We start from the raw sequence: 16008 nt of genomic DNA on the forward strand, positions 1-16008 counted from the left end.
GCGGGTGTTACGGCTCGAGGTACTCGCTGATCTCGTGAAGGAGATGGGCGTGGCCGACCCAGGGCGCGATGGGCCGTCCGTCAAGTTGGACAATCCGGGGCAGGTCGTAGACGCCGACACCGATCATTCGGAACGTGCCTCGGTGGAACAGCAGCGGCTCGCCGCGGCGGCAGTCGTGGTGGACGATCTCGCCGACGAACAGCACGTGGTCCCCGCCGTCGTAGGTGGCCCAAGGTTTGCACTGAAGCCAGGCGACCGTGCCCAGCAGGCGGGGTACCTGCGCGGTCGGCGACCAGGGCACTTGAAGGCCTGTCTGCTGCCGGCCTGCGAACTGAAGGGCGACGTCAAGCTGGTTGGCAGCGAGCACGTTGACGGTGAATGGGCGGTCGCCGAGCAGCTGCGCTGTGGTGGTGGAGCGGGCGAACGACACCAATATCAGCGGCGGGTCCATCGACACCGAGGTGAAGGAGTTGATGGTCGCACCACGCGGCCCGTCGTCGCTCTGGTAGGTCACGACTGCAACGCCCGTGGCGTACTGGCCCAGAGAGCCGCGGAGGGCTCGTGTGTCAAGAGGCGGTCGAGCCGCTGCATCGGTCATTGTCACCATGCCTCCTCCAGCAAGCGGGCGGCATGCGCCCGGTCCATCCCCGGCACCCCCGATGCTGTCCCGTCACCGGAGAGCAGTTGTTCGGCCTGCACCAGCCGGACCTCGGGGAGTCCTATGTCGCGCAACCGCACGGTCGCGCCGACCTCAGCGAGGAGTGCCTTCATGGCGGCCGCAGCGTCCGTTGCACCAAGCGCCTGGCCAAGCACGGCAGCGCGCTCCGGAGCCCCTTCCTGCAGGAAGGCAAGGGCCGGCGGAAGGATCGCCGCGTGGGTTTCCGCGTGCGGCAGATCAAACGCGCCGCCGAGGATGTGGCACACAGTGTGGTGCGCGCTCGTGCCGGCGTGCGCGAGAACCGTCCCCGCCAGATGCGCGCCCTGGGCGAGGTCCGCGCGGGCGCCAGAGTCGGCCGGATCGGTGTTGATCCTGCGGAGTCCGGAGGCCAACAGGCGAACCCCGCCCGCCGCGAGAAGGTCCGTCACCGGGCCGTGTCCGGACGCGAACACAGCACTGGCGCAGTGGGCCAGAGCGTTGACCGCGCTGAACCGGGTGATGTCCTGAGGGAGGTCGCTGGAGAGTACCGGGTCCAGCAGCACGGTACGGGGCAATACCCGGTCTGATCGGCCTGTCCGCTTGATGCCGCGGTCGGTGATCCCGTAAATCGGGGTCAGCTCCGATCCGGCATAGGTGGTCGGTAGAGCGAGGATCGGCAGGCCCGTCTCGAGTGCGACAGCCTTCGCCGTGCCGACTGCTGAGCCGCCGCCGATGCTCAGCAGGCAGTCCGCATCGAGCTCTTGGGCGAGAGCAGTGGCTGACTGGGCGTTGGCGCGCGGCACGTGCCGCCAGACTTCCGCGACGTGTCCGACGACGCGGTCGGCGATCCGTTCGAGCATGCTGTCACGGGCCTTGCGTTCACGTGGGCTGGCCACGAGCAGCACCCGACGGGCTTGCAGTCGGTCCAGCTCTTCGACGAGACCCTTCTCCGCGACCCCGGCGCCGAACACCACACGTGGACCGCTCAGCGTAAGTGTGTAGCGGCCGACCGGATTCTCAGCGGCGTTCATACTTCGCCACCTTCTCCTCGTCGATGGTCATGCCGAACCCGGGACCAGAGGGGAGCAGCAGTTCGCCCTTCTGGTAGGTCACCGGCGCCGTGACGATGTCGTCCTCCAGGAGAAGCGGGCCGAAGAGCTCGGTGCCGCTACTGACAGCAGCCGTTGCGCAGAACAGGTGCGCGGAGGCCGCGGTGCCCAGCGAAGTCTCGATGGCGGTACCGCCATAGCAGCCGAGCCCGGCCGCTTCGGCGACATCAGCGATGCGCCGGACGGCAGACAGGCCACCACTCTTCCCGATCTTGATCGCCACCACGTCGACTGCATGTGCCGCTGCCAGGCGCAGCGCGTCCGCAGGGGTACGCAGAGACTCGTCGGCCATGAGGGCGATGGGAACTTGTTCACGCAACCTGGCCAGGCCGGATACGTGGGCCGCCGGAATGGGCTGTTCGGCCATGCGGATGCCGGCTTCGGCGAGCGCAGGCAGCCACCGTCGGGCGGTGTACTCGTCCCACGCCCCATTGAGGTCGACCGACAGGGGTGCCGCACCATCCAGGGCGTCGGCGATCGCGCTCACCCGCGCCACGTCTTCCTCGACTGCAAGGGCCCCCATCTTCAGCTTGAAGGACCTGTGGCGCCCTTCCGCCAGCAGACGACGGGCTTCCTCGACGGCCACATCGGGGGCCTCACTGCCTAGCGCCCAGGTGACCGGCAGCCGGTTGCGAAGTATCCCGCCCAGCAGTTGATGGACCGGCACTCCCAGTGCCCGGCCGGCTGCGTCCCACACCGCCATCTCGACGCCCGCCCGTGCGAACGGCGCACCCGCAGCCATGGATTCCAGCCGTCGGGCCAGTGCCTCGGGGCGCAGCACGTCCTGTCCGATGACAAGCGGCGCAAGATGCCGCTCGACCAGGGCTGCCATGCCCTCCACCGACTCGCCGCCCCACCAGGGTCCTCCCGGGACAACGCCCTCCCCCCAGCCCACGGTCCCGTCCTCGGTCACCAGGCGGATCAGCAACACACCCTGCGTGTGCATCGTGGTGACCGAAAACCTGTGAGGTCGCACGAGTGGGATGTCGAGCAGCCGGGTCTCGAGGGCTCTGACACGCAGCGCCGCACTTGAACGCTCTGGCTTTGGGTCAGTCACCGGGGGCCTCCGAGGACGGGGCGAAGGCGAAGTCGTAGCGTGCGTCGATGAAGGGCTGGTCCAGTCCGTAGCGGAGGGCCGCCTGGGAGTCCTCGACGAGCTCCGCGGTGATTACCAGTTCGTCCCGGACTGCGTTGGCGACGTCGCTGTCGAGGTACTCGCCGCCCGTGAAGTACAGCTGCGAGGTCCGCTCGCCGAAGTACTCATGCCGCACCTTGACGTGGAGGTGGGCGGGGCGGAAGAAGTGCCGGCCGAGGGCGTTGAGGACAGTTCCGGTGGGACCGTCCTTCGGGATCTCGTACGGCGGAGGTGCGATCGTCCTGACCTCGAATCGGCCCTCGTCGTCGCTGCAGAACCGGCCGCGCAGGTTCCACTCGGGAATGCCCGGGTGGATCTGTGAGTACTGGCCGGACGCGTCGGCGTGCCAGAGATCCAGCTCAGCGCCGCCGAGCGGCATGCCCTTTTCCGTGGTGACCTGTCCGTGAAACACCATCGGGATGCCCGGCTCCCCGATGCGCTGGGGCAGCACGCGGGGCGGTCCGTCGAGCCAAGGCGCACCGGGCAGGTAGAACGGGCCCTCGATCGCTTCGATACTGCCCTCTCGGCCTTCGTTGCCCACATCGGTGGCTGCCGCTTCGAAGAAGACGTCGAAGAGCAGGCTCTCTTCGCCTGCCTTCACCTCGGCGATGATCAGATCGGTGGCCGCCCGGTACTCGTCGTGACTTACACGATGCTTGCGGATCAACTCGACGAGAGTCCGTTCGAGATCCTCCACGACGGCGCGGACTCGATCGTTCGGCATTGAAACCCCTTCCCTAGAGCGGTCGCATTGCGTACACTTGAAACGCATTGCGAACTGATGCCAGGGTGTTCCCCTGGCGCGGGGACTGTCAAGGAGGATGCTGTGACCGATGAGCGGCGCGATCATCTGCAAACACTGGAACGCGGCCTGTCCGTCATAGCCGCTTTCACTGGCAGCGAGCCGCTGATGGGCCTTGCTGAACTGGGTGCGCTCACAGGGCTCTCAAAACCCATCGTCCGCCGAATCCTGCTCACCCTGGAGCGGCTCGGGTATGCCCGCTCGACTGGCGGTCGCTTTGCGCTGACCCCAAAGGTGCTCGAACTCGGCTACGCGTATCTGTCCTCCGTGCGCCTCACTGACACCGCTCGCCCGCTAATGGAGGAGCTCACCAGCCAGCTCGGCGTGGGCACGTCACTCGCCGCGCTCGATGGTGCGGACATCGTCTATCTCGACCGGACTCAGCGAGGGCGAGTGACCAGCGTCAGCCTGGCCGTCGGAACCCGGCTGCCCGCGCATGCGACCTCGCTGGGCCATGTACTCCTTGCATACGCACCGTCATCGGAAATTGAGACGATACTGGCGGACGGGCCGCTGCCAGCGCTCACGGAATGGACACTCACTGACCCCAAGCGCCTGCGCGACAGGCTCACCGTAGTGCGTGCGCGTGGCTGGGACGCCGTAGACCAGGAACTTGAGGTCGGCAGACGCTCGGCCTCCGCGCCCGTCTTCGACAGCGGAGGCCGAGCGGTCGCCGCCCTTGCCCTGTCCTGCAGCACCCTCGAATGCTCCATGGAGCAACTGACCGGTGAGTTCCTCCCGCCTCTGCAGGCCGCTGCCCGCGCGATCAGCGAGGCCCTCGGCGCGGGACCACATACCAGCTGACATCGCCGGCCCGTCCGCGCAACCAGCAGCGACGAACGGAACACCCATGAATGCTTCTCTCGCCCGTGCCAGTCTGAATCTTGCGGCCCTGCCGGACTATGCGGCGCTGCGGGCCCGAACTGACGCCCCACCCGGCTCCAGTTGGGGGCTCTTCGGCCCCGACGACCAGCTCGGCACCCTCAACCTCCTGGGCATGAACGACCTTCGCGCCGCCGCTGCCGAGGTTCAAGAAGGCGCGGCCTTCTCCCTCGATCTGCCCTCCACAGCCGTCTGGCCCTCACTGGCCCCCACCCGCAGGCCGATCGAGCACCACATCTTCCAGCGCACGCCCTTCCACCGCGACGAATGGCTCGACCGCTTCTACACCCAGTACGGCTCTCAACTCGACGGACTGCGGCACATAGGCCACCCCGAGCACGGTTTCTACAACGGCTCCGATCCGAGCCGATTCGTCCCTGGCGACGAAGCACTGAGTATCCACCACCTTGCCGCGTTGCCAATCGCAGGCCGCGCGGTCCTCCTGGATCTGGAACGCCACCTGCGCACATGCGGCACTGCAATCAGCCAGGACACGAGCCATGCCGTCTCGGCTGATGACTTGGAGGAAACCCGCGCGGCTCAAGGCACCGAGATTCGACCCGGTGACATCGTTCTCATCCGTTTCGGATGGCTGCACTGGTACCTGCGTGAGGCAAGCCCGGACATGAGGGCAAGCCTGCAGGTCGAGCAGTTTCACCCGGGACTTGTGCAATCCCACGAGGTCCTTGCTTGGCTGTGGGACCACCGTGTGAGCCTCGTGGCTGCTGACAACTTCGCTCTGGAGTGCTGGCCCGCCGCACCCGACAGCCCCTTTTTCACCCAGGCCGAGCACGTGCAGGGCGTACGTGACCCGCACTCCGGCATCATGCACCGCGCTCTCATCGGCCTCCTTGGCATGCCCATCGGCGAGCTATGGGACCTCGACGCGCTCGCGGCCGCCTGCGCCGCCGACCAACGATGGTCGTTCCTGCTGACCGTATCCCCGCTGAGCGTGGTGGGGGGCGTAGGTTCCCCCGCGAACGCCATCGCCATGCGTTGAGCATCGCGGAGGAGACTCCTTGATCTACGAGGTGAAGCGGCTGTGCCGGGTCCTGGACGTCAACCGGTCCAGCTATCGAACCGACCGGCCCGAACCGGTCTGGCAACTGGACTTCTCCGAGTTCGAGACCACGGCCGGCGGTACCTGGCGGCTCGCGGGCTGCCGTGACTGCTGGTCGAAGTACGAGCTGGGCTGGCACGTCTCCCCGGCCACGAACCGGCACGACGTCATCGTGGCAATCGAAATCACCCTGAAGGAAGCCGAGTTGTTGGCCGGGGCACGGCTAGTCGATCTCGCGCCGCGCGACCCGGACGGCACGGTCCAGCCGTTGGATACGATCGTGACCGACAAGGGCGGTTCGTTCAGCTCGTTCCGGTTGGAGGCGTTCATCGCCAAGCATTCGGAGCTGCGGCACGTGCGCATGCGGGTCCGCATACCGGGCTAGAACGACTCCCGCGAGCAGGGATTCGGGTCGCTCAAGTACGAGAAGCTGTTCCTGGAAGAGATTCCCGACGCCCTTGACCTGGTCCAAGGACTACCGGACCGAGTGCAACGTTGTCCGACCCCGCGAGGCCCTGGCCTGGGGCCGGCACCGCGACGTTCACCTGGGCGCCGCCTACCCCTTCATCCCCAACTTTCCCGACAGTGAAATCACGTCAACGACTTGACGGGGGACAGGCTGCAACCACGAGCTGTGCTTCGGCTTCCTTGACCATACCGGCCTTTCCCTCCAACCAAGATCACCCTAAAACCGAAAGATCTTCGACAAAGTGCTGCTAGTCCTCACCTGGGGACGGCTGGTGCAGGTCCGCTAGCTGGCCAAGCGGGACTGGGACGCTCGGAGTCTGCCGGGCGAAAGCCCGCAGGTCTTGTGCGGTTGGGTGCCCATCTTTGGCGACCAAGCATGCTGTCGCGAATCCGCACACGTGCCCCTGGCACCAACCCATACCCGGACGAGCCAAGAGCTTCGCGGTGCGCAGATCCTCGGCTCCTAGATGGTCTACGGCGTGCCTGAGGGCTGAGTATGACACTTCTTCGCAGCGGCAGATGAGGGTCTCCTCATCCACCCATTTCTGCCATCCTTGCGGCAAGGGGTGGGCGAGGTGCATCGCCTCGGCAAACGCACGTAGGCGACGGATCCGGCGACGCAGCGAGCGTCGCCGACGCTCGTCGATCTTGGCCCCGCTATCGGCAGATGCAGTGATCGCGGCGAGTTCCCCTTCGGCGACGGCGAGAGCTGCGCCTCCGACACCGGTGGCCTCCCCGGCGACGAGCACGCCAGCAACAGAACTGCGCTGGTAGTCGTCCACCACGGTAACAAGCGACCCATCGACGTCCTGCCGCGTGTCTGCACCAACGCAATCGACGAGTTCCATTGACGGGGTAAAACCCCAGCCCATGGCAACAAGGTCGACTTGGATGCGTTCCAGCCTGCGCTCGATGTGACCTTCGCGGTTCAGTCGCGAGAGCGTGACGCCATCGACCTGGTCGCCGGTCTCGTTCGCATGAACGCGGGTGACCGCGGTCCGCAGACGGTACGGGATCCGGTGCCGTGCCAGCGCAGTTCCGTACTGCCCCGCCTCGATCGCCTTTGCCGGAGCGGACATTGCTGCAGGAATGCGCCGAAGCCAACCCCTCAGATCGTTCGCCTCGCAAATCGCAACTACGTGTGCGCCGTGCTCGGCAAGCTGCTTCGCAACTGGGAGCAGGAAGGGACCTGTCCCCGCGACGACCACCCGCTTTCCCGCAACCGTCCGGTGTCCCTTGAGGAGGGCTTGCACACCCCCCGCGGCCATGACGCCCGGCAGGTCCCAGCCCGGTACAGGCAACTGCCGGTCGTAGCCGCCCGGTGCCAGCACGACCCGTGTGGCGACTACCGAGGGGATTCCAGCGGACGCGGCTGCGGTCGTGCCGGTGAGATGGAAGCGGAAGGCTTCGGGCTCCGCCGTGCCCGGCGTGTTCTCCACGTGCCAAACCTGCTGCGACGAAAGGTAGGAGACCAATCCCTCCTGGACCTGTTGACCGAGGCGCTTCCGCAAGCTCTCAAACAACCGCCAGTCATGGTGACCCGCCGACTCATCACCTACAGGAAACCTTTCGTCGGGATGGCGCCAGTACTGGCCGCCCGGCTGGTTACCTGCATCGATCAGAACAACACGCTGCCCCAGCTCGGCTGCCGTCACAGCCGCTGTCAGGCCGGCAGGACCCGCACCCACCACCGCTATGTCGTGATGAGTCTCAGTCAGCTCCGGTAGGTCCATCATTCTACGCCCTCATCCAAGATTGAAATCCGCTTCTCGTCGACGTTGATCCATCGATCATCGCGGGACAAGACCATGCCATCCGCCGCGGGCGCCAGACACGCCCTCTGATTCAGCGCACCGTCAATGGTGATCAGGCAGTCGTAACAGACCCCAATGCCGCAGAATAGCCCTCGCGGCTGCTGATGATGTCTCGTCTTTCTCCACGACCGAATCCCCGACTCCAGGAGCGCCGCGGCGACACTCTGGCCTGGTACCGCAGGGATCTCAAGGCCTTCGAAACTCATGGAAATCGACTTCTCTGAACGGGATTCAGTCGACATTCAGACCAATCCTTTGCAGATCGATGGGCTATCAGTGGGCCGTGTACTCACGCGATTTCACACGAAGTGCGACGCTGAGCACGAGTCCCGCGTGGGCTGGGCGTGCATGCGGTGCTGGACAAATTCTCCGTTCACCTGGCATCCGAGGTCACGAAGCGACTGGCTGACAAAGACCGGTGTCGCTGGCACCTACATTTCACCCCCGACTTCCAGCTCGTGGCTGAATGCCGTGGGACGGTGGTGCATGGAGTTGGCTGACGAACGACTTCGGCGAGGCGTGTTCACCAGCGTGGAGGACATGAAGAAGGACATCACGGTGTGGGCGCAGCACTGGAACACCGACCCGAAACCATTCGTGTGGAAGGCGACCGCCCAGGGCATCATCGCGAAGGTCCGACGTGGCCGTACCACCTTCCACCGGATCGAGACCCGGACGGACCACTAGCATACGGATTCGCATCTCTTCACCGATCCGCCTTGGCGGCCGCCCGGCTCCGTGACCTGGCCGTCCAGGCCGTAGCCGCAGCCACGCCGTATCCCTCTCGGTCGAGACATACGGCGCGCCGGTCGGCAATCTGCGATCTCGCGCTGTGCGGCCCCGGCCGAGCAACGGCATCTACATGCGCCCTGCGTCGACGATGCGCTTCAGGAATGCCTGGGTCCGCTCTCGCTGGGGTTGGCCGAGCACTTCAGCAGCGGTGCCACTCTCGTAGATCGTCGATTCGCTGAGGAAGCAGACTTGGTCTGCCACTTCCTTGGCGAACGCCATTTCGTGGGTCGCGAGGATCATTGTCATTCCCGCGTCCGCCAGTTCTCGCACCAACGTCAGCACCTCGCCCACCAATTCTGGGTCAAGTGCGGATGTGATCTCGTCGAGCAACAGGACCTTCGGGTCCATCGCCAGAGCGCGCACGATCGCAACGCGCTGCTGCTGCCCGCCCGACAGTCGATGTGGGTAGCTGTCTTCGCGTCCGCTGAGCCCGACCCGGGCGAGCAGCTCACGCGCTCGTTCGTACGCATCGGCTTTTGACCACTTGAGTACCTCCATTGGCGCCAACATTACATTCTCAAGAATCGTCATGTTGGGGAACAGGTTGTAGCTCTGGAATACGAAGCCAACCTGGGTTCGCACGTGGTTCAGATCGACGCCTTCTCCACTGATGAAGTCGCCTGCCAGCACGATGTCACCGCTGTCAATGGTTTCCAGGCCGGTCACACATCGCAGCAAGGTTGACTTTCCACAGCCCGATGCGCCGATCAGGCACGTAATGCTGTGCTCGGGAACATCGAGGGAGACCCGGTCAAGGATCTTTACGTCGCCGTACTGCTTGGTGATGTCTCGCAGCTCGATCGCCGGCACCGATGGCGCGCTCATTGCCATAGCGTTAGACATGCCGATCACACCTTTCCTAGGGTCTTAGCGCGGTTACGGGCGATGAGGTAGTCGGAAAGCCGACCGCTCGGGATCGTGATGACGAGGTAGAACATCGCGACGCCGGCGTACGGGGCGAGGCTGGCGGTGTAGTTGGCTGAGGTCTGTGCTTGACTCAAGGCGTCGACGACCCCGATCACAGATACCAGCGCGGTGTCCTTTTGCAGCATGATGAACCCATTCAGAAGCGGTGGGATCATGTTCCGGATGGCCTGCGGCAGGATCACCCGCCGCAGGGTCTGCAGATGGGAAAGTCCCAGCGAGCGGGCGGCCGACTCCTGTCCGGGGTGGACGCTGTGCATGCCTGCGCGAACGGTTTCAGCCATGTAGGCGCCGTAGTTCAGTGTCAGTGCAAGCAGGGCAGATTCGAAGTTGCTGAGCCCGGAGACGACAGGCAGGCCGGTCCTTGGTAGCCCTAGGCCGATGACTAGCAGGATCAGCATGGTCGGCAGGCCCCGAAACACGTCGATATAGACGATGGCCAGGAATCGCAGCGGTGCTGCCGGCCGTCCCGGCAGGTCACGCACCACCGCTACGACAACAGACCACACCAGGATGGCTACCTCCGCGACCAGGAAGAGCTTCACGTTGACCCAGAAGCCCGCCAGGAGTGGGCCGAAGTTGTCAGCGATAACCTTCGGGTCGAAGAAGACGGTCCACACGGCGTGGTTGTTGGCCGTGACGATCAACACACCGAATCCCACGATCACCAGGGCGGCAGCGAAGCCCAGGGATGTGAGGGCCCATACCCGTCCACGGAAGAGATGCGTACGCAGCCGACGTACATCGCCCTCGGCGCGAGCCCTGGCCGCTCGCCTCAACTCTATTGCGGCCAATATCCCTGTGGGGAGGAACAGAATCGTTCCGAAGATCGCGAGAACGACAGTGCTGCGAAATTTCTCGCGCGGCGGTCTCGGTACCGCTGGCGGCAGGCCTCCGTCTGTTGGCGCGACCGCTTCAACGTGACTCATGTGACTTCTCCTTGCGTGCGCTCGTGGTGGTGTCACTGAACCTTGATGGCGGGGTATGACTTGGTTGCGCCCGGGAAGCTATCGTTGATCCACTTGGCCAACTTTCCGGATGCCTCGAGCTTGGCAATTTCAGCGTTGAGGAGGGTGACGTTCTTGCTGGGGGCGTTCTTCGGGAACTGAGCGGCCACGCAGGACGTGCCGGCGTTGCCCATCTGGATCGTCGCGTCGACGCGGCCGTGTAGCGCCTGGAGCGGCGCCTCGTCTGCGCGGCGGATCATCGACGTAAAGTCATCGGCCACGGCGTTGATTCGGCCGGACAGCAGTGCCTGGTATTCCGACGGCTCGTCGTTGAACTTCAGGACTGCTTGCGTGGGCTTCAGGGCACTAATCACCTCGTCACCGTACGAACCGATCTCGACGCCCCATCTTGCGCTCTTCGCTGCCGCGAGGGTCGTAAGCGGTGTGCTGAGTGTGCTCAGCACACCAGTCGGCTGCTGGTAGTAGCAATCGGAGTACTGGTTCACCTTCTGGCGCTTGGGGGTCCGGAAGATGCTCATCAGCCCGATGTCGTAGTTGCTCACGGCGCCGGACACCAAGGGCGTGAAGCTGACGTTGACGAACTTCACCTTAAGGCCGAGTGCGCTCCCGAACGCCCGGGCCATCTCCGCCTCGACGCCACCGGTGACGTGCGACGCGTCCTTCCCGTCCACCCAGCCCGGGTTTCCGACCTCCGTAGCAATCGTGAGAGTCCCGGGCGTAACGCTGGTGAAGCCCGACTTATTCGTCGAGCCGCCCTTGCCGAGGCTGCACGCGCTCACGGCGAGGAGAGGAGCGACAAGAAGCGCGAGCGATGTGGTGGTACGTCGAGTGAACATGAGGCTGCCTTTCACATGTGTCGGTGTCGTTGAGGATGTTCCTTGCTGACTGGTTGCGGGCTGCCCTGCCCTGTTCTTCCGGCTCCGCTCCGCCTGCGCCCGCGGGACCCCACGGGCGCAGCAGCGGGGCTCAGGAGTGTCTGTGGACGGGCCCGGACCCGGTTGCCAGAGTCGTGCAAACAGAGGGTGTCTGACTCCGCTGACCTGGGTTGACTAGGAGGACAGTAGTATGTCACATTCTCCAGGTCTAGCCTTGAAGGCAGATTTCAGAGACGCTTTTGGGAGATCCAGATGACGAAGGTTGTAGTCATCGGAGCCGGCATCATCGGCGCTTCATGCGCCTACCACTTGGCTCGCGCCGGCGCCGGCGTCGATGTGACCGTGATCGATCGCGGTCAGGTCGGCAGCGGAACGACGAGTCGTGGCGAGGGAAACATCGAGCTGTCTGACAAGTGTGCAGGTCCGGAGCTGGAGCTGATGCAGCTCAGCCGGCAGCTGTGGCTTGACACCGCGGGCGACCTCGGTGCTGAGGCACTGGAGCTGGAGCCGAAGGGTAGCCTCGTCGTCGCCACGTCCCCTGGCGCATTCGACCAATTGCAAGAATTCGCGGCGAGGCAGAGGGAAGCCGGCGTCAGGTCAGAGGTCGTCTCGCGCCCATCTGCGTTGGAGCCCAACCTGGCGCCCGACCTCCCCGGAGCCGTTTCGTACCCCAACGACATGCAAGTACAGCCAGCGAAGGCGGCCGCGGCCCTCCTCGCGGCCGCGCGCCGCCGAGGCGCCCGCTTCGTGGGCGGCCAGCCCGTCGTCGGCGCGAGCCATGACTCTTCGGGGGCTGTCACAGCCGTCCAGACACCGACGGAGACCATACCGGCGGACGTCGTTGTCAACGCGGCCGGGACGTGGGCCGGTGCGGTCGGCGCGCTGCTGGGAAGCACCGTGCCCGTATCCCCTCGGCGGGGCTACGTGCTGGTAACCGAGCCCCTCCCGCGCGTTGTGGGACGCAAGGTGTATTCAGCAGACTATGTCGACAACGTTGCGTCTTCCAGCGCGGCGCTCGAGACGTCCTGCGTCGTTGAAGGAACCGAGAGCGGAACCGTGTTGATCGGCGCCAGCCGCGAACTGGTTGGCTTCGACGAAACAGTGCAACCACACATCATCAGCGCACTCGCGGCGAACGCGGTGCGGCTCTTTCCTGGCCTGCGGCCGGTGAAGATGATGCGGATGTACTGGGGGTTTCGACCCTTTAGCCCGGACCATCTGCCGATCATCGGGCCTGACGCCAGGGTCACTGGGCTTTACCACGCCTGCGGGCATGAGGGAGCCGGCATCGGGCTCTCGGCAGCCACCGGGCATGTCATCAGTCGTCTTATCAAGGGCCATGCACTAAGCATCGACATCGCGCCCTTTTCCCCCGCTCGATTCGGCCATTGAGCGCACCATCCACTAGCCACCTGTCAGCCAACCACCCAGACCGCATGTACTACCGCATGCAGAAAAGAAGGAGAAAGGCATGACCGAGAAGCAGCCGTGGCACGGCGTCGTCGTTGCCACCAGCGTCCCTATGAACAGCGACTGCGAGGTGAACCTCGACGCGTACCGCAAGAAGGTGGCCTGGCTGGCCGAGAAGGGTTGCGACGGCGTAACGCCCAACGGTTCGCTGGGCGAATACCACACTCTCACCTTCGCCGAGCGGGATGCTCTCGTCGAGGCGGCCGTGGAGGCCGCCCCGGAAGGATTCTCCGTGGTTCCGGGCGTCGGCGCCTACGGATCGGCAGAGGCGAAGCGCCACACCCAGCAGGCAAAGGACGCCGGCGCAGGTGCGGTCATGTCCCTGCCGCCGAACGGTTTCCCGGCTGACGAGCGAGCGATCCTCGCTCACTACGAAGCTGTAGCAAGCGTCGGCATCCCGGTGGTTGCATACAACAACCCGATCACGACGAAGATCGACATGAAGCCGGCTCTCCTGGCCAAGCTCCACGAGGAGGGACTCATCGTAGCGATCAAGGAGAACTCGAACGATGTGCGCCGCTGCTGGGAGATCAGCGAGCTCGCCCCTGAGCTCGACATTCTGATCGGCGCCGACGACCTCCTTCTGGAGGTTGCCCTCGCTGGGGCCAAGGGCTGGATCTCCGGCTACCCCCAGGTCTTCCCGGAGAGCTGCACCACCCTGTACCAGGCCGCGCTCGCCGGCGACCTTGAAACCGCACTGCCCCTCTACCGCCAGCTGCACCCGGTCCTGCGATGGGACTCCAACACGAACTTCATCCAGGCAATCAAGCTCAGCGCAGGCATGGTCGGTCCTGACGAGGGCCCGAGCCGACCGCCGCTGCTGCCGCTCTCTGCATCCGACGAGGCGACCCTTCGTGCAGCCATGAAGGCGTGCATCGCCGCTGGGATGAAGTAGGCATCACATGCGCAGCACCCACGTGTATCACGCGGTGGACTCCCACACCGAGGGAATGCCCACCCGCGTGGTCACTGGCGGTGTCGGAACGCTGCCTGGCTCGACCATGTTCGAGCGCAGGCAGCGTTTCGTAGCCGACCAGGACCACGTTCGCACCCTGCTCATGTGCGAGCCCCGTGGGCACGCATCGATGTCTGGGGCCATCCTCCAGCCGCCAACGCGACCAGACGCCGAATACGGCGTCCTCTACATCGAGGTGACCGGCTGTGCACCCATGTGCGGCCACGGCACGATGGGCGTCGCTACTGTCCTGGTGGAAACAGGCATGGTGGAGGTCACCGAACCTGAAACGGTGGTCCGGCTCGACACGCCCGCTGGGTTGGTCACCGCACGGGTGGAGGTGCGAAACGGCGAGGCCCGATCAGTCACCCTCGAAAATGTCGCCTCCTACCTTCACGGCGCCGATCAAACGGTCGACGTACCCGGCTTCGGTATCGTCACCTACGACATCGCTTACGGCGGGAACTTCTACGCGATCGTCGACTCCGATGAGCTGGGCCTTGAGTTCTCACGCTCGAACAAGGCCGCACTGCTCGACGCGGGAATGGCCTTGATGACAGCGATCAATGCGCAGAATCCCGTCGCTCACCCGGAGAATCCTGAGATCAACATCTGCGACCACGTGTACATCGCCGCTCCCGGTTCAGATGCGGTCCACTCGCGACACGCGATGGTTATCAGCCCTGGATACTTCGATCGCTCGCCCTGCGGCACGGGCACCAGCGCCCGTATGGCGCAACTGCACGCGCGCGGGAGTCTGGCACTTGACAGCGAATTCGTGAACGAGTCCTTCATCGGTACTCGCTTCACGGGCCGCCTCATCAAAGAGACGAAGGTCGGCGACCGGAACGGTGTGGTGCCCACGATCACCGGCCGGGCATGGATCACAGGGACGGCCCAGTACTTCGTAGATCCCACGGACCCGTTCCCGGCTGGCTTCAGTCTGTAACAGAGCAGTGTGTCCGCTCGGTCCGAGCATGTCTGAACAACGGTCAGGGTCGGTTGCAGTGGAAGAGCCATGCAACCGACCCTGCCTGACTCCTGTCAGTCGTTGCGAATCCCGACAGGGATGGGGATTCGTACGCCGCGACGTGCGTGGAACGGGTGATGTCACATTGACTGAGCGCATGGAACCACCTTCAGGCTGATCGTGCTGTGGAGGGGGCGTCCGTGCCGCCGTTGTACAAGGGGCACTGGTACCCGATGGAGGTCATGGCACGAACCGGCTGTGGCTCGCCGACATGACCGAACACCGCACCGGCCAAGGCAAGCTGTACCTCTGCGCGATGAACTGATCGTTTCAGAATGAGATCTTGGTCTGACGTCTCGACTGAGATGGTGCTCAGTGGGCGATGGAACCGGGTGCCCTGCCCGCGCGTTGGCTCGACAGGACTTTGGGGGGAGAAGCTTGTCGAGTTTGAGCTTTCCGTCGGCGCAGGCGGTTGGACGCGGGGCGGCCTGGTACCGCGGGGACTGCCATGTCCACTCCGCCCACTCGGACGGGGAACTCACCCCCGAAGAGTTGGCCGTTCGGGCGCGCGCGGCCAGGCTCGACTTCATCGCGACGACGGAGCACAACTCAGCCGCGGCCTCGGGTGCCTCGGGGCATCTGGCCGCCGATGACTTCTTGATCCTTCTCGGTGTGAAGAGGTGACCACGAAGACCGGGCACTGGCTCGCGCTCGGCATCGCTCCCGGCGAGGTCGTCGACTGGAACCACCAGGTCAAGGACAGACTGGTGGACCTATGCCTGGACCAGGTCCATCGAGCAGGGGGCCTGTGCATTGCCGCGCACCCGCATGCGCCGTACCCATCGGGCGACTTCATGCGCGATGGGCAGCAGCGACACCCACTTGGAAGGGCGATCGGGATCCTTCACGCCGGGGTCTTCGCCGAGGAACTGAGCACAGAGGCAGTCCTGGCCGGGATCCGCGCCGGCCGCAGCTGGATCGCCGAGTCGGCGGATGCGGACGTGTCGTTCACCGCCCACGCCGATGGCCACGTTGCCGGGGTGGGAGAGCGGCTCGCGACTCATGGTGGGCAGGTGGAAGTCCACGCGGCAGTGCGAGCTGTGCCGGCGGGGACCGTCAGCTTCCACACCGATCGAGGGAAGGTCCA

At 65.0% G+C, this 16008-nt stretch carries 17 protein-coding genes; 7 read left to right on the forward strand and 10 right to left on the reverse strand.

Features of this window, described 5'->3' with window-relative positions; translation table 11 throughout:
- Positions 1-7: 7 nt before the first annotated feature.
- From MB828_RS27095 to MB828_RS27110, 4 genes are read right to left on the reverse strand one after another with little or no spacing between them, the layout of a single operon-like run.
- On the reverse strand, positions 8-607 hold the full coding sequence (locus MB828_RS27095; protein ID WP_343236204.1) for a flavin reductase family protein: 600 nt from the start codon (positions 605-607) through the stop codon (positions 8-10).
- The gene (locus MB828_RS27100; RefSeq protein ID WP_301650508.1) at positions 601-1668 is read right to left on the reverse strand and encodes an iron-containing alcohol dehydrogenase; all 1068 of its coding nucleotides are present in this window, start codon (positions 1666-1668) and stop codon (positions 601-603) included. Before MB828_RS27100 ends, MB828_RS27095 begins: the two co-directional genes overlap by 7 nt.
- The gene (locus MB828_RS27105; protein WP_343236205.1) at positions 1655-2803 is read right to left on the reverse strand and encodes a muconate/chloromuconate family cycloisomerase; all 1149 of its coding nucleotides are present in this window, start codon (positions 2801-2803) and stop codon (positions 1655-1657) included. Before MB828_RS27105 ends, MB828_RS27100 begins: the two co-directional genes overlap by 14 nt.
- On the reverse strand, positions 2796-3605 hold the full coding sequence (locus MB828_RS27110; RefSeq protein WP_301650509.1) for a dioxygenase: 810 nt from the start codon (positions 3603-3605) through the stop codon (positions 2796-2798). The genes MB828_RS27105 and MB828_RS27110 overlap by 8 nt, the downstream gene beginning before the upstream one ends.
- Positions 3606-3707: 102 nt before the next feature.
- Between MB828_RS27110 and MB828_RS27115 the strand changes: the two genes are divergently transcribed.
- From MB828_RS27115 to MB828_RS27125, 3 genes are read left to right on the forward strand one after another with little or no spacing between them, the layout of a single operon-like run.
- A complete protein-coding gene (locus tag MB828_RS27115) occupies positions 3708-4487 on the forward strand; it encodes an IclR family transcriptional regulator domain-containing protein (RefSeq protein WP_301650510.1) in 780 nt (259 codons plus the stop codon).
- 46 nt (positions 4488-4533) lie between these two features.
- Positions 4534-5565: a cyclase family protein gene (locus MB828_RS27120; protein WP_301650511.1), complete on the forward strand. Its 1032-nt coding sequence runs from the start codon at positions 4534-4536 to the stop codon at positions 5563-5565.
- 19 nt (positions 5566-5584) lie between these two features.
- Complete coding sequence (locus MB828_RS27125) at positions 5585-6010, forward strand: hypothetical protein (RefSeq protein ID WP_301650512.1); 426 nt, start codon at positions 5585-5587, stop codon at positions 6008-6010.
- Between the two features lie 331 nt (positions 6011-6341).
- Here MB828_RS27125 and MB828_RS27130 read toward each other — a convergent pair whose 3' ends face one another.
- Complete coding sequence (locus MB828_RS27130) at positions 6342-7829, reverse strand: NAD(P)/FAD-dependent oxidoreductase (protein WP_301650513.1); 1488 nt, start codon at positions 7827-7829, stop codon at positions 6342-6344.
- Positions 7826-8149: a (2Fe-2S)-binding protein gene (locus MB828_RS27135; RefSeq protein ID WP_301650514.1), complete on the reverse strand. Its 324-nt coding sequence runs from the start codon at positions 8147-8149 to the stop codon at positions 7826-7828. Before MB828_RS27135 ends, MB828_RS27130 begins: the two co-directional genes overlap by 4 nt.
- Before the next feature lie 298 nt (positions 8150-8447).
- Between MB828_RS27135 and MB828_RS27140 the strand changes: the two genes are divergently transcribed.
- Positions 8448-8594 carry a hypothetical protein gene (locus MB828_RS27140; RefSeq protein ID WP_301650515.1) on the forward strand — a complete coding sequence of 49 codons (147 nt, stop codon included), beginning with the start codon at positions 8448-8450 and terminating at the stop codon, positions 8592-8594.
- Positions 8595-8765: 171 nt separating this feature from the next.
- Here MB828_RS27140 and MB828_RS27145 read toward each other — a convergent pair whose 3' ends face one another.
- The 3 genes from MB828_RS27145 to MB828_RS27155 are packed head-to-tail and all read right to left on the reverse strand — an operon-like array spanning position 8766 to position 11427.
- Positions 8766-9542 carry an amino acid ABC transporter ATP-binding protein gene (locus tag MB828_RS27145; RefSeq protein WP_301650516.1) on the reverse strand — a complete coding sequence of 259 codons (777 nt, stop codon included), beginning with the start codon at positions 9540-9542 and terminating at the stop codon, positions 8766-8768.
- Positions 9543-9547: 5 nt separating this feature from the next.
- Positions 9548-10552 carry an amino acid ABC transporter permease gene (locus MB828_RS27150; protein WP_301650517.1) on the reverse strand — a complete coding sequence of 335 codons (1005 nt, stop codon included), beginning with the start codon at positions 10550-10552 and terminating at the stop codon, positions 9548-9550.
- A gap of 32 nt (positions 10553-10584) precedes the next feature.
- The gene (locus MB828_RS27155; protein WP_301650518.1) at positions 10585-11427 is read right to left on the reverse strand and encodes a transporter substrate-binding domain-containing protein; all 843 of its coding nucleotides are present in this window, start codon (positions 11425-11427) and stop codon (positions 10585-10587) included.
- Positions 11428-11718: 291 nt separating this feature from the next.
- Between MB828_RS27155 and MB828_RS27160 the strand changes: the two genes are divergently transcribed.
- The 3 genes from MB828_RS27160 to MB828_RS27170 all read left to right on the forward strand — a co-directional run bounded on the left by MB828_RS27160 (position 11719) and on the right by MB828_RS27170 (position 14840).
- A complete protein-coding gene (locus tag MB828_RS27160; RefSeq protein WP_301650519.1) occupies positions 11719-12858 on the forward strand; it encodes an NAD(P)/FAD-dependent oxidoreductase in 1140 nt (379 codons plus the stop codon).
- 79 nt (positions 12859-12937) lie between these two features.
- Positions 12938-13831, forward strand: a complete 894-nt coding sequence (locus MB828_RS27165; protein ID WP_301650520.1) for a dihydrodipicolinate synthase family protein — start codon at positions 12938-12940, stop codon at positions 13829-13831.
- 7 nt (positions 13832-13838) lie between these two features.
- Positions 13839-14840: a proline racemase family protein gene (locus MB828_RS27170; RefSeq protein ID WP_301650521.1), complete on the forward strand. Its 1002-nt coding sequence runs from the start codon at positions 13839-13841 to the stop codon at positions 14838-14840.
- Positions 14841-15634: 794 nt separating this feature from the next.
- Here MB828_RS27170 and MB828_RS27175 read toward each other — a convergent pair.
- Entirely contained in the window at positions 15635-15946 is a 312-nt protein-coding gene (locus MB828_RS27175) for a hypothetical protein (RefSeq protein WP_301650522.1), read from the reverse strand.
- Positions 15947-16008: the final 62 nt, after the last annotated feature.

The sequence above is a fragment of the Streptomyces arenae genome (genome assembly GCF_022343545.1).
Classification (GTDB): Bacteria; Actinomycetota; Actinomycetes; order Streptomycetales; family Streptomycetaceae; genus Streptomyces; species Streptomyces humi.